Source organism: Salmonella sp. NW722, from assembly GCF_051702785.1.
GTDB classification, from domain to species: domain Bacteria; phylum Pseudomonadota; class Gammaproteobacteria; order Enterobacterales; family Enterobacteriaceae; genus Salmonella; species Salmonella enterica.
Genome location: NZ_JAMMIN010000004.1, coordinates 444,462 through 464,797, shown reverse-complemented (window position 1 = coordinate 464,797; position 20,336 = coordinate 444,462). Strand labels below are relative to the sequence as shown.

General features: G+C 46.2%; 18 protein-coding genes and 1 tRNA gene. 16 read left to right on the top strand and 3 right to left on the bottom strand.

All coding sequences use genetic code 11. From position 1 onward, the window contains the following. Positions 1–14 precede the first annotated feature (14 nt). A complete protein-coding gene (gene phoE, locus NA330_RS12530; RefSeq protein ID WP_052894745.1) occupies positions 15–1,067 on the bottom strand; it encodes a phosphoporin PhoE in 1,053 nt (350 codons plus the stop codon). A 282-nt stretch (positions 1,068–1,349) separates the two neighbouring features. Between phoE and proB the strand changes: the two genes are divergently transcribed. The 10 genes from proB (at position 1,350) to NA330_RS12480 (ending at position 15,156) form a co-directional block, all read left to right on the top strand. Further along, the gene (gene proB, locus NA330_RS12525) at positions 1,350–2,453 is read left to right on the top strand and encodes a glutamate 5-kinase (protein ID WP_001285275.1); all 1,104 of its coding nucleotides are present in this window, start codon (positions 1,350–1,352) and stop codon (positions 2,451–2,453) included. A gap of 11 nt (positions 2,454–2,464) precedes the next feature. Continuing rightward, on the top strand, positions 2,465–3,715 hold the full coding sequence (proA, locus tag NA330_RS12520; RefSeq protein WP_023242243.1) for a glutamate-5-semialdehyde dehydrogenase: 1,251 nt from the start codon (positions 2,465–2,467) through the stop codon (positions 3,713–3,715). Positions 3,716–3,830: 115 nt separating this feature from the next. After that, positions 3,831–3,906, top strand: a tRNA-Thr gene (locus NA330_RS12515). A 580-nt stretch (positions 3,907–4,486) separates the two neighbouring features. Continuing rightward, positions 4,487–5,590 carry a hypothetical protein gene (locus NA330_RS12510; protein WP_000371010.1) on the top strand — a complete coding sequence of 368 codons (1,104 nt, stop codon included), beginning with the start codon at positions 4,487–4,489 and terminating at the stop codon, positions 5,588–5,590. A 367-nt stretch (positions 5,591–5,957) separates the two neighbouring features. Then, positions 5,958–6,194: a helix-turn-helix transcriptional regulator gene (locus NA330_RS12505; protein ID WP_013991366.1), complete on the top strand. Its 237-nt coding sequence runs from the start codon at positions 5,958–5,960 to the stop codon at positions 6,192–6,194. Between the two features lie 136 nt (positions 6,195–6,330). Continuing rightward, positions 6,331–7,746 (top strand): YfjI family protein, encoded by a 1,416-nt coding sequence (locus NA330_RS12500; RefSeq protein WP_023242242.1) that lies wholly within the window; start codon positions 6,331–6,333, stop codon positions 7,744–7,746. 252 nt (positions 7,747–7,998) lie between these two features. Then, positions 7,999–8,619: an inovirus Gp2 family protein gene (locus NA330_RS12495; RefSeq protein WP_023242241.1), complete on the top strand. Its 621-nt coding sequence runs from the start codon at positions 7,999–8,001 to the stop codon at positions 8,617–8,619. A gap of 564 nt (positions 8,620–9,183) precedes the next feature. Then, positions 9,184–10,740: a type I restriction-modification system subunit M gene (locus tag NA330_RS12490; RefSeq protein ID WP_023242240.1), complete on the top strand. Its 1,557-nt coding sequence runs from the start codon at positions 9,184–9,186 to the stop codon at positions 10,738–10,740. Next, positions 10,737–11,993, top strand: a complete 1,257-nt coding sequence (locus tag NA330_RS12485; RefSeq protein ID WP_023242239.1) for a restriction endonuclease subunit S — start codon at positions 10,737–10,739, stop codon at positions 11,991–11,993. The genes NA330_RS12490 and NA330_RS12485 overlap by 4 nt, the downstream gene beginning before the upstream one ends. 55 nt (positions 11,994–12,048) lie before the next feature. Then, positions 12,049–15,156, top strand: a complete 3,108-nt coding sequence (locus NA330_RS12480; protein WP_023242238.1) for an HsdR family type I site-specific deoxyribonuclease — start codon at positions 12,049–12,051, stop codon at positions 15,154–15,156. A 138-nt stretch (positions 15,157–15,294) separates the two neighbouring features. Here the strand turns inward: NA330_RS12480 and NA330_RS12475 are convergent, their stop codons facing one another. Then, positions 15,295–15,582, bottom strand: coding sequence for a hypothetical protein (locus NA330_RS12475; protein ID WP_023242237.1), 288 nt, complete (start codon positions 15,580–15,582; stop codon positions 15,295–15,297). A 144-nt stretch (positions 15,583–15,726) separates the two neighbouring features. Beyond that, complete coding sequence (locus NA330_RS12470; RefSeq protein ID WP_023242236.1) at positions 15,727–16,845, bottom strand: hypothetical protein; 1,119 nt, start codon at positions 16,843–16,845, stop codon at positions 15,727–15,729. 367 nt (positions 16,846–17,212) lie between these two features. On the opposite strand from NA330_RS12470, the gene NA330_RS12465 reads away from it, so the two are divergent. From NA330_RS12465 to NA330_RS12440, 6 genes are all read left to right on the top strand, one after another. After that, a complete protein-coding gene (locus tag NA330_RS12465; protein WP_023240998.1) occupies positions 17,213–17,506 on the top strand; it encodes a hypothetical protein in 294 nt (97 codons plus the stop codon). A 354-nt stretch (positions 17,507–17,860) separates the two neighbouring features. Then, positions 17,861–18,574: a helix-turn-helix transcriptional regulator gene (locus NA330_RS12460; protein ID WP_023242235.1), complete on the top strand. Its 714-nt coding sequence runs from the start codon at positions 17,861–17,863 to the stop codon at positions 18,572–18,574. Between the two features lie 72 nt (positions 18,575–18,646). Beyond that, positions 18,647–18,793: a hypothetical protein gene (locus tag NA330_RS12455; protein ID WP_023892166.1), complete on the top strand. Its 147-nt coding sequence runs from the start codon at positions 18,647–18,649 to the stop codon at positions 18,791–18,793. Positions 18,794–18,809: 16 nt separating this feature from the next. Further along, positions 18,810–19,013 (top strand): hypothetical protein, encoded by a 204-nt coding sequence (locus NA330_RS12450; protein ID WP_023242234.1) that lies wholly within the window; start codon positions 18,810–18,812, stop codon positions 19,011–19,013. 64 nt (positions 19,014–19,077) lie between these two features. After that, a complete protein-coding gene (locus NA330_RS12445) occupies positions 19,078–19,992 on the top strand; it encodes a hypothetical protein (RefSeq protein WP_023242233.1) in 915 nt (304 codons plus the stop codon). 74 nt (positions 19,993–20,066) lie between these two features. Then, positions 20,067–20,312, top strand: coding sequence for a DUF905 domain-containing protein (locus NA330_RS12440; RefSeq protein ID WP_000082136.1), 246 nt, complete (start codon positions 20,067–20,069; stop codon positions 20,310–20,312). Positions 20,313–20,336 lie beyond the last annotated feature (24 nt).

The following is a 20,336-nucleotide window of genomic DNA, read 5'->3' as shown; positions in this document are numbered from 1 at the left end:
CACAATGCGACTTATCAGAACTGGTAGGTCAACCCTATTGCCACAATATCATCGTCATTAATGCCTAACGTGTTATCGCTATCAAGCTGATTGATTTTGTAATCTACAAACGCGGACATATTTTTGTTGAAGTAATAGGTTGCGCCAACGTCAATGTAATTCACCAAATCCTCACTGCCGACGCCCTCAATATCTTTGCCTTTTGACAGCACATAGCCTAATGACGGACGCAGACCAAAATCAAACTGATACTGGATAACTGCTTCGAAGTTTTGGGTTTTATTGGCAAATCCGCCGGAAACTGGCGTCATGTTGCGGGTTTCTGAATAGAAGGTCGCAATATAAATATCATTCGCGTCATACTTAACACCCGTAGCCCAGGCTTCGGCTTTATCGCCCGTACCGCGGCGCTGCAGATTTTGCTCCCTGGTGCGATCGGAGAGAGTATAAGCGCCGCTGACGGCAAAATCGCTGCCGCCGAAATCATAGCTCACGGATGTGCCGAAGCCGTCGCCGTTTTGCTTTTTCACATCGCGATTTTCGTTTTTCCCCTGATACTGTAAGGTAAGATCCAGTCCATCAACGATGCCGAAGAAATCGGTATTGCGGTAAGTCGCCAGCCCGCTGGCGCGTTTAGTCATAAAATTATCGGTCTGGGCGGAAGAGTCGCCGCCGAATTCGGGAAACATATCCGTCCAGGCCTCAACATCGTACAGCGCGCCCAGGTTACGTCCATAGTCAAAAGAACCGATATCTTTTAATTTCAGGCCAGCAAAGGCCAGGCGGGTTTTTTGCTGGGACGAATCACTTTCGGCTTTATTACCGGCAAACTCAGCTTCCCAGCGCCCGTAGCCGGTCAATAGATCGTTAATTTGCGTTTCGCCTTTAAAACCAAAACGAACGTAGCTTTGATCGCCATCTTTGCTGTCATAATCGCTCATATAGTGCATGGCTTTAACTTTTCCATACACATCAAGCTTATTACCGTTTTTATTGTAAACCTCGGCGGCGTGAACAGATGCTGATGCGATGATACTCACCACTATTGCCAGAGTGCTCTTATTCATTTCCATTCCTGTTTTAATTACGCGCTATGATTTGTCGGGAAACCCGGTAAAAAACAGGAAGGTTTTTAACGTTCGGTAATGAAAGATTTATGACAAAGTGAGAATTTTTTTAAAAAAATATGTTTAATTGTTGCGGTAATAAAATGGTCAAATTCCGCCGCTACGCTTGCTGATCCTGCGCAACAAAATTTCACGCTATGCGTACAGGTTGTTGGCAACCGGAGCCAGTCCTGCTAAAACGTTCATTTGGTCTTTATTTCTTATTTTGAACGGCAGAGAATCATGAGTGACAGCCAGACGCTGGTCGTAAAACTCGGCACCAGCGTGCTAACAGGCGGATCGCGCCGCCTGAACCGTGCCCATATCGTAGAACTTGTCCGCCAGTGCGCGCAGCTACACGCCGCGGGACATCGTATTGTTATTGTTACCTCTGGCGCGATTGCCGCCGGACGTGAACATCTCGGCTACCCGGAACTGCCGGCAACGATCGCCTCTAAACAGCTTCTGGCGGCGGTAGGGCAAAGCCGTCTGATTCAACTGTGGGAGCAGTTGTTTTCAATTTACGGTATCCATATCGGGCAGATGCTGTTGACGCGTGCGGATATGGAAGACAGAGAGCGCTTTCTGAACGCCCGCGATACGCTGCGTGCATTACTGGATAACCATATTGTGCCGGTTATCAATGAAAATGATGCCGTTGCGACAGCGGAAATTAAAGTGGGCGATAACGATAACCTCTCCGCGCTGGCGGCGATCCTGGCAGGCGCGGATAAACTGCTGCTGCTGACCGATCAGCAAGGATTATTTACCGCCGATCCGCGTAGCAATCCGCAGGCGGAGCTTATCAAAGATGTGTATGGCGTTGACGATGCGCTGCGCTCTATCGCGGGAGACAGCGTTTCCGGGCTGGGAACCGGTGGTATGAGCACTAAGCTTCAGGCGGCAGACGTAGCCTGTCGCGCGGGTATTGATACGATTATTGCCTCAGGCAGTAAACCGGGCGTGATCGGCGATGTGATGGAGGGGATTTCCGTCGGCACCCGTTTTCATGCGCAAGCCTCGCCGCTGGAGAACCGCAAACGCTGGATCTTCGGCGCGCCGCCGGCAGGCGAAATTACGGTTGATGAAGGCGCGACCGCGGCAATGCTGGAACGTGGCAGTTCACTTCTGCCAAAAGGCATCAAAAGCGTGACGGGCAATTTCTCGCGGGGGGAGGTCATCAGAATTTGTAACCTGCAAGGGCGTGATATTGCTCATGGCGTCAGCCGTTATAACAGTGATGCTTTGCGGCGGATAGCCGGTCACCACTCTCAACAAATCGATGCGATTCTGGGCTATGAATATGGCCCGGTCGCTGTTCATCGTGATGACATGATTACTCGATAAGGAACAGGCATATGCTGGAACAAATGGGCATTGCTGCTAAAGCGGCGTCGTATAAGCTGGCGCTGCTCTCCAGCGGCGAAAAAAATCGCGTGCTGGAAAAAATAGCCGATGAACTGGAAGCGCAAATGGAAAGTATCCTCAGCGCGAACGTACAAGATGTTGAGCAGGCGCGAGCCAACGGCCTGAGCGAAGCGATGCTGGACCGCCTGGCGCTGACCCCTGCGCGTCTGAAAGCGATTGCTGACGATGTGCGCCAGGTCTGTAATCTCGCTGACCCGGTCGGGCAGGTGATCGACGGCGGTCTGCTGGACAGCGGGCTACGTCTGGAGCGCCGCCGCGTGCCGTTGGGCGTGGTTGGCGTTATCTATGAGGCGCGTCCGAATGTTACCGTTGATGTGGCTTCTTTGTGTCTGAAAACCGGTAATGCGGTGATTCTACGCGGTGGGAAAGAGACGCATCGCACGAATGCCGCAACCGTTCGTGTCATTCAGAAGGCGCTGAAAGCTTGCGGTTTACCGGAGGCGGCGGTTCAGGCGATTGATAATCCGGAGCGTTCGCTGGTCAGTGAAATGCTGCGTATGGATAAGTACATCGATATGCTGATCCCGCGCGGCGGCGCAGGCTTGCATAAACTGTGCCGCGAGCAATCCACCATTCCGGTGATTACCGGCGGGATTGGCGTGTGCCATATTTTTGTCGATAGCAGCGCAGACATCGCCCCGGCGCTGAAGATTATTGTCAACGCCAAAACCCAGCGCCCGAGCACTTGTAACACGGTGGAAACCTTGCTGGTGCATCAGGACATCGCAGAACGCTTTTTGCCTGCGCTGAGCAAGCAGATGGCGGAGAGCGGCGTGACGTTGCATGGGGATGAAACCGTCATGCAGGTACTGCATGGCCCTGCCAAACTGGTGCCGCTGAAACCGGAAGAGCTGGATAACGAGTTTCTGTCTCTGGATCTGAACGTTGTGGTGGTCGAAAATATGGATGGCGCTATCGCTCACATTCGCGAACATGGTACTCAGCACTCCGATGCGATTTTGACGAGTGATATGCATAATGCTGTGCGTTTCGTGAACGAAGTGGATTCCGCTGCGGTTTATGTCAACGCCTCTACCCGTTTTACCGACGGCGGGCAGTTTGGGCTTGGCGCAGAAGTGGCGGTCAGCACGCAGAAATTACATGCCCGCGGTCCGATGGGGCTTGAAGCGCTTACCACCTATAAGTGGATCGGCTTTGGCGATGGTACGATTCGTGCGTAATTAATGTCGAGCGGTGCAAAAATAGCCGGTTGAGTAGCAAGGCTATTGACGCACCGCCCGGTTAGTTTTAACCTTCTACCCCGTGATTCACCCATGTGAACACACCCTTCTCAGGGCCGATATAGCTCAGTTGGTAGAGCAGCGCATTCGTAATGCGAAGGTCGTAGGTTCGACTCCTATTATCGGCACCATCTAAATCAATCACTTATGTACAACCTCATTTCTCAAAAACACCATTTTTTGCTCTCGGGTACACTCTCGGGTACACAACTAACAAAACATAAGCAGTATCCCACCTAACCCAAAGATGATTTCTTGTTTACCATGCGCCATGAGTTGGCCTACCATTTGATAGGCTGAATACGTATTGGAAAGATTCTACATTCCATCATGTTAATGATTCCGTCTCAGAGCTATGTACTCACGTATCTTTTGTGAGCTTACGTACATAACGAATCTTGTATGGAGAATAACCATTAACCTACCGGTTCAGCAGTGATGTAGCAGCCGCACTGCTGAGCGTTGTATTACCGTATCCATACCCATCTATATTGTGGCTATTTAGTGAAACTCTCTGAGTCTGTCTCAGCTTAGCACGAATGTTTCCTGTATCTGTCTACTGCGGGATTCAACCGCGTTAGGGCATTACCTTTGGCGATGTTCTTTGATATCTATCATTGAGATCTGTTCCGTAGTTGGTGAAAATGTTGAAGTGAAGATTCTTCATAGGTTAATTAATTGATTGATTTTAACAATCTAATAGGTGAAGTAATGGACAACTGGACTAAACCATTTCCTCTCGTAAAACTATATGAGGAATTTAATATAGATCCTCGTTTGTTGATTAAAGCCTGGGTTGACGGTGATATTTGTCTTTATATTAAACTGGATGGAGAGCCTTGCCGTATTTCTCGTTCTGTGACATCAATAAATTCTGCTGAAGGAAAAAGAAGCTTTGAAGAAACTATAGATAATGGTGAGGATTCTTATCAGAATAACCGTTTACCTGAATTTAGAATAAGGCAATTTTACACAAATAAAGTTAAGAGTCATTATCCTAAAATTTTAATGAAACATCTTGCTGCCAAGAATGTAAATATGTCAAATATTTTAATTGAACTGGAAAATACTTATCGCAAAGTAGGTAATCGTATTAATTATAATGGTGTTGCTCACGGCTATTGGTTGATAAAACCTATTGATGGTTGTTTCCACGAGAAAGAGTACACATTACCTGATATGATCCATATTTTATCATTAGGGGCATCAAGAACAAAATCGATAACTATTTATGACTATACCATGTCAGATTATTTGATGACGTCACAGGATACATTAATTGATAACCCTGAGTTGTTTGTGAAGCATGAAGATATAGAGAAAATCATGGAGGTTGAAAATGTAAAAGGACGAATTAAACCTTCTCTCAATAAAATTGATTTATCATGCTCAGATAAACATGAGGGGGAAATCAAACCTGAAAAATGTTACCCTATTCTAAAACATAGAATAGCATTGTGTATAATTATCCGTGAGTGGTGGGCAAGAGAAGATAAGGATGACAAAAAAATAGCCCATAATGCAGCATTACATCTTAGAAATTTTCATAAGTATAGTACTGAAGATGGAACAGTTATGGGGTGGATAACTAGACCAGAAGAAACAATACATAAGCCTAGAATCTGTCCTATACAGATAGAAGCATTATCTATCTTTCTTAAGATGGTTTGTAAAGATAAAAATGTTAAAAATAGTACATCCGCGATAGCGAAAATGCTGACAGAATTAGCACACAAGGATGAATATAAATTCGATATTTCCTTTAGTAAAGAGGAGGTGAAGGCGTGGTTGTTAAATAAAAAACAATCTAACTGACTCTGTGAGCCTATCACGTAATTCTGTATAACTACCATCGTGTTAAAGGTGATCGCTCTGAGGGCCGCCAAACTCGATAAGGAAACGACTCATCGCCAGCCGCCAGCCCTGGATTGGCATGTTCCATTCTCTTGATGCCGTCTCATTTATTACTGATTTCTTATCCGTCAGTAACTTCTTTACAGGCTGTTTTGAAACCATTTTAGAATAATGGTTTTATCATCTATTTTTAGTATATTAATCAATTAGTTAATGGATGATTTTTTGGCTAAAAATAGGTCTTACTAAGCTGCTTAGTAAGACCCAACCCTCTTTTCTATTTTTTTCCCTTGATACATGATGCCTCCACCAAAACAAAGGAGGCCGTATGAGCACAACATTTAATCCCCCAACGCCAGAGCGACGCTTGCAGGTCCTTAAGGACAACGGTGAACTCAATGATCGTCTGGTTCGTGAGCGAGAGCGTCAACGTATTACATCCATCTCCCGATCTACAGCCTGGAAGCTAGAGCAGGTGGGGCAGTTCCCACGGCGTAAATCTATCGGTCTGAAGTCCTGTGGTTGGCTGTTAAGCGAATTGCTCTGTTGGATCAATGAGCGTTAAGAGAATGGAAAAAAATTTATCATTTTTTCTTCGTTTTCTTTAACTACCGGGGTCTATATCTTGCTATTTCCGCTATTCATCGCGGAATTGCTTAATAAGTAAAAATTTTTATTCTTAATAACAGAAGGAATTACCTATGTTACTTGAAAAAACATTTCCCGTGGATGTATTGCCATCCATTATTAGAAATGCAATTTACGAGATTGAGCGTAATACTCAAGCGCCATTATCTTTGATCGCGGCATCAGCGCTTGGAGCAATTTCCCTTGCTTGTCAAAACAGTGTCGATGTATGTCGTCTGAATGCATTGCGTAGCCCTGTATCACTTTGCTTAGTCACTCTGGCAGAGTCAGGTGAGCGTAAAAGTACGGTAGATAATCTACTAATGAAACCTTTATACCAACTGGAAGAACAGCTGGTAGAGAAATACTCACAGGAACTTGCTGACTGGAGGAACGACGTAGCGATATTTAATGTTGAAAGGAATGGTATTGAGTCAAAACTCAAATCAGACGTTCGTGAGGGTAAAGACTCTACAGCAACAAATGCACGATTGAAGACTTTTTTGAAAACTTATCCGAAGAAGCCTGTTAAATATAAATTCATTCTTAATGATGCGACACCAGCAGCGATAAAAGACTATCTCTGTGGTGACTGGCGCTCTATTGGTATTATGTCAGATGAAGCAGGAACTATATTTAATGGTTACGCATTGAATGAATTGCCTTTCATTAACAAAATGTGGGATGGTGCAACGTTCTCTGTCGTGAGAAAAAATACCCCTGAGCAACTCATCAAAGAGGCACGGTTAACGCTGTCCTTGATGATACAGCCTGATATATTTAATAAATATCTTGAACGCAAAGGGGATACGGCAAAAGGTATTGGTTTTTTTGCTCGTTGCCTGATTTGTAAACCTTCTTCAAAGCAGGGATTCCGGCAGATTACTAACCCCGTTGAATCAACGGAGCATTTACCTGTATTCCATCAACGGTTACTGGATATTGTAAATGATGGCATAACCCGAAATGGTAAAGCTGAGCGGCTCTGCTTACGTTTTTCTCCTGAAGCAGAAAAACGATGGATAGATTTTTATAACCAAGTTGAGATGTCTATGGGAATGCCTGGTTATCTCTGTGATTTTAAAGATTATGCCTCCAAGATGGCTGAAAATACAGCGAGAGTTGCAGCGCTTTTACATTGTTTTAGTAATGATGTAGGAAATATTTCACTGATCACTGTTAACTCAGCAATAGAAATAATTACATGGTATATGGATGCGCACATCAGGTTGTTTTCCAAGCCTCAAGCACTTGTTGTTCCAGAGGTCGATGAACTGTATAACTGGATAAACGAATATTGCTATAGGCTTTCAGTTTTTTATATTAGGAAAAATACCATACTACAATATGGTCCAAATCGTTTTAGAGAACGAAATAAATTAAATGAATTACTATATACACTTTACTCGCAGAACAGGATACATGCCTATAAATCAGGAAAGACTGTATATATACAACCAATAGCTCAACAATCAGGTCTTATACTTTAGTCTGATTATACTGCCATGATATTTTTATGAATTAATTAGCGAGTAACTTATATACAGTCATCACAGACTGGGGCTACATTTATATTCAATTTCATTGTTGGATAGTTAATATACATCTAATAATAGTAGTGTAATATAACTACTGGTATACCCATGTAGATAGATTACCTATACACCAGTGTAAGATGTTATAGGATATCTATATACCCAGTACCTGTGATGGCTATATCCAGTATCAAAGGAAATATAGCAATGAAAATCTATCAAACCATATATGGTGATCACGTTGTGGAATACAAAGAGAGTATCATCAATACTGTCCATAAGGCAGTATTGGATCACCCCAGAACACTGGCTATACGGGTGGATCTCCATGACCCAGCTATTTTGGATAATGGTGATACCATTACCTGTTTTGCTAATACTGAAGATGCAATATCCCGCTTTACCAGGTCTATGAAAGCAAAGGTGGTTGCTGATACTCAGCGTAAGCAACGAGAGGGTAAACGGGTATACTCTAATACCCTGCGTTATGCCTGGGTGCGGGAGTATTCCCTGACTAATAAGCGTCACTACCACATTTTCTTATTTCTGAATAAAGATGCCTACTACCACTTAGGAGATTACGATCTCGATAATAACACGTTAAGAACGATGATTATTACGGCATGGTGCAGTGCGTTAGGCCTGCCTCCTGAAGACCACGCCCACCTGGTCCAATTCCCTGCGAATGGGATATATTTCCTTGATAGGGAGAAGGTTATGAATGGTCATTATCCTGGTGACTTTGTTGAACGGGTTGATTACCTTACCAAAGTAAGAACGAAAGTTTTTGAGGATGGGTATCGCTCGTTTGGGTGCAGTAACAATTAATTCAGCCTGCTATAGCCCTAATAACTCAACACTGCTGAACTATCCTGGTTAGGTAGTGTTGGGTTATTTTTGTTTTCTGCAAAGATCGTCATTTAAATCAATGAATGACGCTCTATTTCACCGTTAATGTACATACCAGCGATAATACCTTGTTAGGCCTCCTGAGAAGCCCGTAGGCGTATTTTTTATTATGGATTAGGATTCTATTGACCGTGACTCAAAACCTCTCAGAACGGCTTGTAGCACCATGTGATGGTTGTCTGTGAACCGTACAATTTATTATAAAACATAATGTTGAAATACACCTCTTCTGGAAAACCTTCTGTTTCTGTACTGAAGTAAAAAGCATAAATTATCAGTAGTGATGCCAGTGTTGTCGGATGTGCAATCGCCTTCCACTCTCTAGGCTTGATCCACCCAATTCTGAGGTATAATGCCCCCAATACGACGTATCAGCGTGGGTACAGTCATGCATCTAAAGCTAAGGAATACCAGGTAAGCATTGCCGTACCAGAGCAACAGGATGCGTAACGAGTATCAAACCTATTTCAATGGGATCAAATAATGACAAGCCTCCAGCAACGTGCAGAACTACACCGTCAAATCTGGCAAATCGCCAACGATGTCAGAGGCTCGGTAGACGGATGGGATTTTAAACAGTATGTCCTCGGTGCGCTTTTTTACCGCTTTATCAGTGAAAACTTCGCCAGCTACATCGAAGCCGGTGATGACAGCGTCCACTATGCTGCGCTCGACGACAGTATCATCACCGATGATATCAAAGACGATGCGATCAAAACCAAGGGTTACTTCATTTACCCTAGCCAGCTTTTCTGCAATGTTGCAGCTAAAGCCAATACCAACGACAGGCTGAATGCTGATCTAAACAGCATCTTTGTCGCCATTGAAAGCTCTGCTTATGGTTATCCGTCTGAAGCTGACATCCGTGGCTTGTTTGCTGATTTTGATACGACCAGTAACCGTCTGGGTAACACAGTCAAAGATAAAAATACCCGTCTGGCGGCTGTACTGAAAGGTGTTGAGGGCTTAAAGCTGGGTGACTTTGACAACCACCAAATCGACCTATTTGGTGATGCGTATGAGTTCCTGATTTCTAACTATGCGGCGAATGCGGGTAAATCAGGCGGGGAGTTCTTCACACCGCAGCATGTCTCTAAGCTGATTGCTCAACTGGCAATGCACGGTCAAACCCACGTTAACAAAATCTACGACCCGGCGGCAGGCTCTGGTTCACTGTTGTTGCAGGCCAAAAAACAGTTTGATGCTCACATCATCGAAGAAGGTTTTTTTGGTCAGGAAATCAACCACACCACTTTCAACCTTGCTCGTATGAACATGTTTTTGCACAACATCAACTACGACAAGTTCAATATCATGCTGGGCAATACCCTGACAGATCCCCATTTTGGCGATGAAAAGCCTTTTGATGCGATTGTGTCTAACCCGCCGTACTCGGTGAAATGGGTGGGTAGCGATGATCCGACTTTGATTAATGACGAACGCTTTGCCCCGGCTGGCGTGCTCGCGCCAAAATCCAAAGCCGACTTTGCCTTTGTGTTACACGCACTGAACTACCTGTCCGCCAAAGGCCGCGCGGCGATAGTCTGCTTCCCGGGGATCTTTTATCGTGGTGGCGCTGAGCAAAAAATCCGTCAGTATCTGGTCGATAACAACTATGTTGAGACGGTGATTTCACTCGCACCGAATCTGTTCTTTGGCACGACCATTGCGGTAAATATTCTGGTGCTGTCGAAGCACAAAACCGATACCAAAGTGCAGTTTATTGATGCCAGCGGCTTGTTCAAAAAAGAAACCAATAACAACATCCTCACCGATGACCACATTGCTCAGATCATGCAGATGTTTAGCAGCAAGGCTAATGTTGATCATCTGGCGAAATCAGTGACTTTTGATAAGGTGGCCGGGAATGATTACAACCTGTCTGTCAGTAGCTATGTAGAAGCCAAAGACACCCGTGAAATTGTCGATATCACGGAGCTGAATGCTGAGCTGAAAACTACCGTCATTAAAATCGATCAGTTACGCAGAGACATTGATGCGATAGTGGCTGAGATCGAATGTAGTGAGGTTGAGGCATGAGTACTCTGAGTTATCTAGATAAGTTGCTGGATGGCGTTGAGGTTGAGTGGTTGACTGCCTCTGAGATTTTCAACATTAAAAATGGTTACACGCCATCTAAAGCTAAAAAAGAATTTTGGGAAGATGGAAATATCCCTTGGTTTAGGCTTGAGGATATACGAACTAATGGCAGAGAGCTTAATGATTCTATTTTGTACGTAAATCAAGCGGGAGTTAAAGGTAATCTCTTTCCTAAAGATTCAATATTTATGTCAACAACGGCAACAATAGGAGAGTTTGCTTTGGTCAAAATACCACACCTGACCAATCAACAAATCACCAACTTTTCATTAAAGAACGAGTTTGAAGAAATTGTAGATATAAAGTATTTATTCTATAGATTCCACCACTTTGGGGAGTGGTGCAAGGAAAATGCTAACAAAAGTGGCGGCTTATCTATTATAGGAATTAAAAAATTATCATCGTATAAATTTCCAATCCCCTGCCCGGACAACCCGGAAAAATCTCTCGCTATCCAGTCTGAAATCGTGCGGATTCTGGATACATTTACCGCCCTAACCGCTGAGCTAACCGCTGAGCTTAGCACACGCAAAAAGCAGTACAACTACTATCGCGACCAGTTGCTGAGTTTTGAAGACGGCGAGGTTGAATGGAGGACGTTGGGGGAACTTGGGGTGCTTATCAGAGGTAAACGTTTTGTGAAAACCGATATAATTCCCAAAGGCGTACCGTGTATTCACTACGGTGAGATGTATACCCATTACAGCATCTGGGCGGATAAAGCAAAATCGTATATTTCTACTGAATTAGCTTCCAAGTTAAGAAAAGCAACATACGGAGATGTTGTTTTCGTCTCTGCGGGCGAAACAATTGCGGATATTGGTCGTGGAACAGCATGGCTAGGCGATGAAGATGTTGTTATTCACGACGCATGCTTTTTCTATAAAAGCTCATTAAATCCCAAGTATGTGGCATACTTCTCAAGAACAAATTTCTTCCACGACCAGATCAAAAAATCAATCTCCTCAGGGAAAATATCTGCCATCAATGCCAAAGGCTTGGAAAAAGTGATTATTCCGGTTCCGTCACCAGAAGCACAAGCCCGCATCGTTGCCATCTTGGACAAATTCGACACCCTGACTAGCTCAATTACCGAAGGTCTGCCCCGCGAAATTGCGCTGCGCCAGAAGCAGTACGAACACTACCGTGATTTGCTGTTCAGCTTCCCGAAACCAGAAGTCGCTATAGACTAAGGCAGATGGAAGGACGGAGGCAGATTTTATCCAAGGTTTGTAGTAAGGGAACAGAATGACACAGCAGACAAAAACGATTGCCGAATCAAACAACTTTATCGTACTGGATCGCTACACCAGAGAGTGGGCAGGCAGTGACAGTTACCAGAGTGAATCAGACCTCGAACGAGAACTTGTGCAGGATCTCCGCAATCAGGGCTACGAGTATCTCCCCAATTTGACCTCTCCGGCCACACTGCTGGAAAACGTCCGTACCCAGTTACAGCAACTGAATAACGTGACGTTCACCGACCTGGAATGGCGGCGCTTTACCGAACAGTATCTGGATAACCCCGGCGATACCGCCCTGGATAAAACCCGCAAAATCCACATCGACTATATCTGTGACTTCACGTTTGATGACGGGCGTCTGGAAAATATTTATCTCGTTGATAAAAAAAATATCGCCCGTAACAAGGTGCAGGTTATTCGCCAGTTTGAGCAGACTGGCTCCCATGCTAACCGCTACGATGTCACGGTGCTGGTCAATGGTCTACCGCTAGTCCAGATTGAGCTGAAAAAGCGCGGGGTTGCCATTCGTGAAGCGTTTAACCAAATCCACCGTTACAGCAAGGAAAGTTTTAACGCTGAGAACTCATTGTTCCGCTATCTCCAGTTGTTCGTGATTTCTAACGGTACGGATACCCGGTACTTTGCTAATACCACCAAACGCGACAAAAACAGCTTTGATTTCACCATGAACTGGGCGAAATCCGATAATACGCTTATCAAAGACCTGAAGGACTTCACCGCCACTTTTTTCCAGAAGCAAACCCTGCTCAATGTGCTGTTCAACTACAGCGTATTTGACAGCAGCCAGACACTGCTGGTTATGCGCCCTTACCAGATTGCAGCTACCGAGCGCATCCTGTGGAAAATCAATAGTTCTTACAAATCCAAAAACTGGAGCGATACGGAAAGCGGTGGTTATATCTGGCATACCACAGGCTCTGGTAAAACCCTGACCAGCTTTAAAGCGGCTCGTCTGGCGACTGAGCTGGATTTCATCGACAAGGTGTTTTTTGTCGTTGATCGAAAAGATCTCGACTACCAGACGATGAAAGAGTATCAGCGCTTCTCACCAGACAGCGTTAACGGCTCCGACAGTACCTCTGGGCTGAAACGAAACCTGGACAAAGACGATAATAAAATCATCGTCACCACTATCCAGAAGCTGAATAACCTGATGAAAAGCGAAGGGAATTTACCTGTTTACAAGAAGCAGGTTGTCTTCATTTTTGACGAGTGTCACCGCAGCCAGTTTGGTGAAGCGCAGAAAAACCTGCAACAAAAGTTCCGCCAGTTTTACCAGTTCGGTTTTACGGGCACGCCGATTTTCCCGCAGAATGCCTCTGGTGCGGAAACTACCGCCAGTGTGTTTGGCCGTGAGCTGCATTCGTATGTCATCACTGATGCCATTCGTGATGAGAAAGTGCTGAAATTCAAGGTTGATTACAACGATGTGCGTCCGCAGTTCAAGAGTATTGAAACCGAGACCGACGAGACAAAACTCAGCGCTGCAGAGAACAAGCAGGCTTTCCTGCATCCACAGCGTATCCGGGAGATTACGCAATACATACTGAGCAATTTTCGCCAGAAAACCCATCGGGCTTTTCCGGGTGCCAAAGGGTTTAATGCGATGCTGGCTGTCAGCAGCGTTGATGCCGCGAAAGCCTACTACGAAACCTTTAACACCCTACAACAAGAAGCGAGTACACATAAGCCGCTGCGTGTGGCGACTATCTTCTCGTTTGCTGCGAATGAAGAACAAAATTCCATCGGTGAAATTTCCGATGAAAGTTTTGAAATTACCGCTATGAACAGCAGTGCAAAAGAGTTTCTGGATGCGGCGATTAACGACTATAACGCGATGTTTAAGACCAACTTCAGTACGGACAGCAACGGCTTCCAGAACTACTATCGCGACTTAGCGCAGCGGGTCAAAAATCAGGATATCGACCTGCTGATTGTGGTGGGAATGTTTTTAACGGGTTTCGATGCGCCAACGCTTAACACACTGTTTGTTGATAAAAATCTGCGTTATCACGGGTTAATGCAGGCGTTTTCGCGTACCAACCGGATTTACGACGCCACCAAGACGTTCGGTAACATTGTCACGTTCCGTAATCTGGAGCAGGCGACGATCGATGCAATCACCTTGTTCGGTGATAAAAACACCAAAAATGTCGTGCTGGAGAAAAGCTACGAAGAGTATATGTCAGGTTTTACCGATGCTGTAACGGGGGAAACCAAACGCGGTTTTATGGATATTGTGACGGCGTTAGAGCAGAATTTCCCACAGCCGGGTGAGATTGAATCGGAAAAAGAGAAAAAGGCGTTTGTGAAATTATTCGGAGAATATTTACGTGCTGAAAATATTCTGCAAAATTATGATGAATTTGCCATGCTGAAAGCGCTGCAAAGCGTTGACCTTAGCGACCCGGTAGCCTTGGACGAGTTTAAGGCGAAACATTATCTCGATGATGAAAAGCTGGCTGAACTGCAAACTATTCGCCTTCCCCCCGAACGGAAAATTCAGGACTATCGCTCAACGTATAACGATATTCGTGACTGGCAGCGTCGGGAGAAAGCGGCGGAAGAAAAAGATAAATCCACTGTGGACTGGGATGACATCATCTTCGAAGTGGATCTGCTGAAGTCTCAGGAGATTAACCTGGACTATATCCTCGGGTTGATTTTCGAACATAACAAGCAGAACAAAAGCAAAGCTACCCTGATAGAGGAAGTGCGGCGTCTTATTCGTTCAAGTCTGGGAAACCGGGCCAAAGAAAGCCTGATTGTTGATTTTATCGAACAAACCAATCTGGATGAACAATCGGACAAGGCCGGTATTATTGACGCATTCTTCACCTTTGCTCAACGGGAACAGCAGCGGGAAGTGGAAGCGCTTATTCGCAGCGAAAACCTGAACGAGGAAGCCGCGAAACGCTATATCAGCGTCTCCCTGAAACGCGAGTATGCCAGCGAGAATGGCACTGAGCTTAACGAAACGCTGCCAAGACTTAGCCCTCTGAACCCACAGTATAAAACCAAGAAGCAAACTGTTTTCCAGAAAATCGGTGCTTTTATTGAGAAATTCAAAGGAGTTGGTGGGCAGATCTAACCAGCCAGATCATAAAAGAGTGCAGGTAGATCTGCACTCTCGCTATAAGAATCTTTAGTGTGATTTTGCCTGGCTTTAAAACGCTGCCATCATGTATAGAATAGCTTAGATTTATTTGTATTCATCAATTTTGATTTTTCATTCGGTGAAGTTTTCTGAAAAATTAGCGTCGAGTCGCATCAATACCTTTTGAGAATAAGAGATATCATAGCGATATATTGCATCTGACTCATTTGGATGCAGAGAGGATGCGTAAATCTTACGATTATCCTTCATTCGATAAGTGCTTGTACTATCGAATTTCCGCCAGGAGCCATATATAAAAATAACATCACCTTTTTTTAGCTCCCTCGGGTGTACCTCAATTACGACCGATGCTCCGATTTTGGCAGCAGCAGTTAAATCAGCGATTGTGAAGTTTTTCACATTTCCCTCTTGAGTAGATACCGTTTGGATCGTTTGACACTATATTTCCTGTGAGGATTTATTTTAATCTGCATTTGTAATAGTTATAATTTATGTGTAACTTTCTATTTTGAATGGAGTTTTTACTTTTTTTCCTACATTTTGTTAATCGTTATATTTATGGCTCAGGTTTACCAGACTGTGTAGCGGAAGGCCAAATGCTTTTTCCGTTTGATATAATCCTGCTTCATATGCATCCCACATCCTGGCGATTTGTTGTGCAGAGATTCTAAATTGGTTGACTGCCAACGGAGTAGTATTTAGTTCAGCAAATTCCACTATTTTTAAACGAATTGTGTGGGCATGCTGGAATAGCTCTCTTTTTTCCTTAACCAGGTTCTCCAGTTTAAGCATATCAGGAATGTTTATCCGGCTCATTATTTGCACGTTACTCCACATATTCTGCATTAATGCGTTTTCTTGCGTCGTAAGTTCGTTGATTTTTTGTTCTATGGTAGAATATTCCTCTACTAATGCTGGTATAGTTGATGATTGTTGGAGGGGCTGCTTTTCTGTACATTCTAATTCCCTTAGTAACTCTGTATACAAGGCAATATACGCCTCTCTTTCGCATGTAAACCCAACCATACACAGATACATACCTGCTATTACCTGATAGTTGTCAATTTCCCAAGTTCCAGGTTTAAACTGCACCGTAACTGCACCGCTAACACCCATTATTTTTTCACACGCATTACGTAGCTCGACTGTGGTTGCTGTTTCAATATTCAACTCATAATCAAGCGGAGTCACGTCCCCATTCCAATGAAATGCATTTGGCAAAGAAGGGGTCGTTGTAACCTCTTCGAGGGCTGATTGTTGTTGATAGGAACAATCTTTTAGATTTCCCAATTTGCCTGGTGAAAGGCTCAATGCTTCCTCTGCCTCTGACATATCTCGTTCGAAATTGTCCCAGTCAGCAAGGATTACCTGGGGCAGTGTCCGGGCCTTTTTAGCTGCAACCATGTCAGGCAACCACTCTGCATAACTTGCAATACGAGCGGCAGCTAACCAGGATGCACGATGACACCGGCGCATGTTCTCTGCAAAATGTGACATAGTTTCAACTGCGGTTTGTATGCGTGCTGGAGGGGCATCTTCATTACTAGCCTTTACAAGCCGGGCATAGGCAGTGCTTGCATGTTCGTGTGCTACCTCAGATGCGGCTATGGCACGTGTCAGAATCTGGTTTAACTTTGCCAGTATTTTAGGTGCACTTTTCATTGAGTACCTTTCTTATTGGGGGATTGTGCAGCGATTAGCGCCTTAATGATTTTATGGGCATAGTAGTCGATTTTTTCAATCGGGTGCATTTCTTGCTAAATTGCGCCACATCTCGTAACCATCTTATAAATCAGACAGAATATGCCGATCCCTCAGCTATACGCTAGCCAGGCTAGAACCGTCTTGACAACTAGTGCGACGACGTACCATTAGAGAAGATGATGAGACCTTAATCTAAGTGCGGGTATAAGCCACCCGGTAGCATTTAAAATATTTTCAGACAGATATTATCTCTGTGACAACACTTAACGACCCGCCGCGAATCACCTTCCGGCGGGTTTTCTTTTAACTGTCGAAGGAGATAAAAATGATCTGTCCTCATTGTGGTTCTACGAATACGCAGAAGCGAAATATTGGCCGAAAAATCGGTGGCGGGATTGGTGCCATCGCAGGCGGCGTTGCCGGTGCGGAGGGTGCCACGATCGGCGCAGCGGCAGGCTCCATTATTCCCGGCATTGGAACGATCGCCGGAGGCGTGATTGGCTTCCTCGTTGGAATGGGAAGTGGCGCTGCGCTGGGCGCAATGACTGGCGGGAGCCTGGATGGAGAGGTGCTTGATGAGTATCTCTGCCATGACTGTCTGCTGACATTCAATGATTAAATATTTTCTGGTTCTGGCCTCAGGCATCATTCCGCGTTGTACGGTTTAACCTCGATTTTCCTGCTGTAGCCCTGTCGCTTCCCGCGACAGGGCCGGGCTTTATTTTCATGCTTTCACTCTGGTTCGTCACGGATCGCCGGAGTGCTGCCCCATCACTCTCGGGCGTCATGTGGACACACCCTGTCCGCCTGGCTCGCCAGAAAGTGATGTAAAAACCATCAGTTTTGTCCACCAGCGCCCGTGGTGACAGGTGTCGGGCCATCGGGAAAAATATTTTTCGCCGTGTCCACACCCTGTCCGCGCCCCTCTTTATCATAACCACATATTTTTCATGGCATTAAAACGGAGTCTTTTATGCCTCAGACTGAACGCCGCCATGAGCGGCTTGCCGACAGGCTGACGCAAATCATTCGCCGTCTGTTTGCCGGGGAGAATCTCAATATGCGCCATCTTGCAGAAGAGTTTGGTGTTTCCGTTCGTACCCTGCGCCGGGATCTCCGCGAACGCCTGACCGGATTGGATCTGGAATATAACGACGGTCATTGCCGCCTGGTGACTGCCGACAGTGCAGGTCAACGCGAGAGAAGTGGGCTGACGCTTGCCCGGCAAAGCGATATGAAAGCGCTGTTTCCAGGGCTGGATCTTCGTCTGGCAGGTGCGCTGCTGGATGAAACTGAACATAGCCCCTGCTGTATCTGGCCCCCCGTGGCACTGACTGCGGGTTCATTTACCGGGATTTTCAGCCATCTCGTCACCGCGATTAACCGGCGTAACCGTATCTCCCTGCTGGCGGAAGGGCAGCGCTGCGAGTGCCTCGCGCCTTACCGTCTTATCTGTCTTGATCGCAACTGGTATCTGATGGGCGAGTTATGGAATGACATTGCCGTGTTCCCACTGGCCGAGATCCAGAATGTGGCGGTGCTGGCGGACACCTATACACGTAATGAAACCATCAGCCGTCTTACCCGTCATCCCAACTTTATTAATGCCTTACCGCATTACCGGTTTATCCGGGATCTGCTCGCCACCTTTAAATCCGGCCCGTTCCCGAACGGTGCCGACAAATAAATGCTGATGATTCAGCACAACACCACCGGATGGAGTTCACTGCCGGTTTATCTGAACGAAAAGGAGTACATCATGAAAATCCAGAAAATTACGCTTCGCCTCTGTCATGCCGGGCGTCGCTGCCCGGACTGCGGTTCATCGGACGATATCATTCCGTGGGGCGACGGCTGGATGTGCCGCGACTGCGGCTGTGAGTGGGGAAAAAATAACGGTTACTGATTCAGGGAGCGATGTCATGGGATTCTGGGATACAGCGGGTCGCCTCGCGCTCAGCGCGGCAAAAGAGGGGCTGAACACCGTCAGGGATATGAAAGAAACGCACGATCAACTGGAAGGGAAAAGCAGCTCGCAACTGGAGCAGATCGCCGATAGCCGCAGGGCGGGGGAGATTGAAAGGCGGCTTGCCCACAAGATCCTGCGCGATCGCGGTGAAAGATAATTGTCTGCGTTGTCCGGGGCCTTTTACGGCCCCGTTCTTATTGAAGGAAATAAACAGAGTGAAGATGAAAAACAGAATCACACAAGGGTTATTGGTCGCATCGCTGATGACTGCAAGCGCCGGGGCATGGGCTGCGGGTGCGGCAAAAACCGCCGTAGATGCACTGAACTGCACGGACGACAGTTGTCCATATCCGACCGATCTCTATAAATCCGATCCGGTTTATGCCCACGATATTGAAAGCAATTTAAGCGCGGCGGGAATGGCAAACCTGATTGGCCCTTCTGGTAAGCTGGGCGGGCCGGAAGATCCGCTGTCACCCGTACAGATTGGGGGCAAGACCTGGCTGAAGAGTATGGTGTGCGAGGCGGGTAATTGTGGTTATCACTATTTCAACTTTCTGTATCAACCTGATAGTCATCAGTTACTGGGATACTATTTCGATGGTAAAGGGGTCTGGGTGGGTAAGCCTGATAACGAAGAGGCCAGTATCCTGACGGACGGTGAGATAAAAACCGGCCCCGGTGAAACAGGTACTGCGCCGGTTGCCACTGCACCCGCTTCCGCGCCTGCATCACCGGATGCGCCGCCAGCCAACACCATCTGGACGTTTAGCAATAACGGCACGACGCTCTGGCAGGCCTGTGGCGGTCAGAACAGCGCCTGTGCGATTGTGGGAAATTCAAAATGGTACGTTGCGGTGCTGAACCGTCGTTCGGCGACCGGCTGCGCTTTTGGTGACTTTTATGTTGCTGACCGGAGTTCAGCGTCGTGGCACCGGTACGACACCGGCACCTGTAGCGCCGATGCCTACATCCAGGAGGGCAGTATCAGCCACGGCCAATATTCATCGGTCGATATTCTTATCAACGGGTCGCTGGTGAAGCAGTTCCCTATTGGTTACTGGTCAGCACAGAAATCATTCTCCGGCGGCAACCGGCCTTCCTGGTCGAAAACGAAACAAAAAAATCAGCACTAACCCCTTCTGTTATCGTCACCCCCGGCCTCTGTTGCATTAGCAGCAGGGGCCTTTTTGTTTTTAAGGAGCCGGATATGTCTCAACCTTTACGCCTGCCCGACGGGCCATTTACCCGCGCTGAGGCCAGCGCGGTTTCCGCCTGCTATCAGAATGTCGCTATCGAAGATGACCAGCAGACCCACTTTCGTCTGGTCGTTCGTGATACTGACGGAAGCCTTATTTGGCGGGACTGGAATTTTGCCGCCGGAGCCGGTCAGGGGCTGAACCGCTTTATTGCCGACTACGGCATCCCGGTCCCTGAAGCCCCGGACAACGCCTGACCACAGTCGGTATTACCTACCCAT

What these genes read in the sequence shown, in the direction of transcription:
- phoE (WP_052894745.1), bottom strand. Translation starts at nt 1,067, where the DNA reads ATGAATAAGAGCACTCTGGCAATAGTGGTGAGTATCATCGCATCAGCA.
- NA330_RS12495 (WP_023242241.1), top strand. Translation starts at nt 7,999, where the DNA reads ATGAAAATCTATCAAACCATATATGGTGATCACGTTGTGGAATACAAA.
- NA330_RS12465 (WP_023240998.1), top strand. Translation starts at nt 17,213, where the DNA reads ATGATCTGTCCTCATTGTGGTTCTACGAATACGCAGAAGCGAAATATT.
- proA (WP_023242243.1), top strand. Translation starts at nt 2,465, where the DNA reads ATGCTGGAACAAATGGGCATTGCTGCTAAAGCGGCGTCGTATAAGCTG.
- NA330_RS12500 (WP_023242242.1), top strand. Translation starts at nt 6,331, where the DNA reads ATGTTACTTGAAAAAACATTTCCCGTGGATGTATTGCCATCCATTATT.
- NA330_RS12480 (WP_023242238.1), top strand. Translation starts at nt 12,049, where the DNA reads ATGACACAGCAGACAAAAACGATTGCCGAATCAAACAACTTTATCGTA.
- NA330_RS12510 (WP_000371010.1), top strand. Translation starts at nt 4,487, where the DNA reads ATGGACAACTGGACTAAACCATTTCCTCTCGTAAAACTATATGAGGAA.
- proB (WP_001285275.1), top strand. Translation starts at nt 1,350, where the DNA reads ATGAGTGACAGCCAGACGCTGGTCGTAAAACTCGGCACCAGCGTGCTA.
- NA330_RS12455 (WP_023892166.1), top strand. Translation starts at nt 18,647, where the DNA reads ATGAAAATCCAGAAAATTACGCTTCGCCTCTGTCATGCCGGGCGTCGC.
- NA330_RS12460 (WP_023242235.1), top strand. Translation starts at nt 17,861, where the DNA reads ATGCCTCAGACTGAACGCCGCCATGAGCGGCTTGCCGACAGGCTGACG.
- NA330_RS12470 (WP_023242236.1), bottom strand. Translation starts at nt 16,845, where the DNA reads ATGAAAAGTGCACCTAAAATACTGGCAAAGTTAAACCAGATTCTGACA.
- NA330_RS12505 (WP_013991366.1), top strand. Translation starts at nt 5,958, where the DNA reads ATGAGCACAACATTTAATCCCCCAACGCCAGAGCGACGCTTGCAGGTC.
- NA330_RS12485 (WP_023242239.1), top strand. Translation starts at nt 10,737, where the DNA reads ATGAGTACTCTGAGTTATCTAGATAAGTTGCTGGATGGCGTTGAGGTT.
- NA330_RS12445 (WP_023242233.1), top strand. Translation starts at nt 19,078, where the DNA reads ATGAAAAACAGAATCACACAAGGGTTATTGGTCGCATCGCTGATGACT.
- NA330_RS12450 (WP_023242234.1), top strand. Translation starts at nt 18,810, where the DNA reads ATGGGATTCTGGGATACAGCGGGTCGCCTCGCGCTCAGCGCGGCAAAA.
- NA330_RS12440 (WP_000082136.1), top strand. Translation starts at nt 20,067, where the DNA reads ATGTCTCAACCTTTACGCCTGCCCGACGGGCCATTTACCCGCGCTGAG.
- NA330_RS12490 (WP_023242240.1), top strand. Translation starts at nt 9,184, where the DNA reads ATGACAAGCCTCCAGCAACGTGCAGAACTACACCGTCAAATCTGGCAA.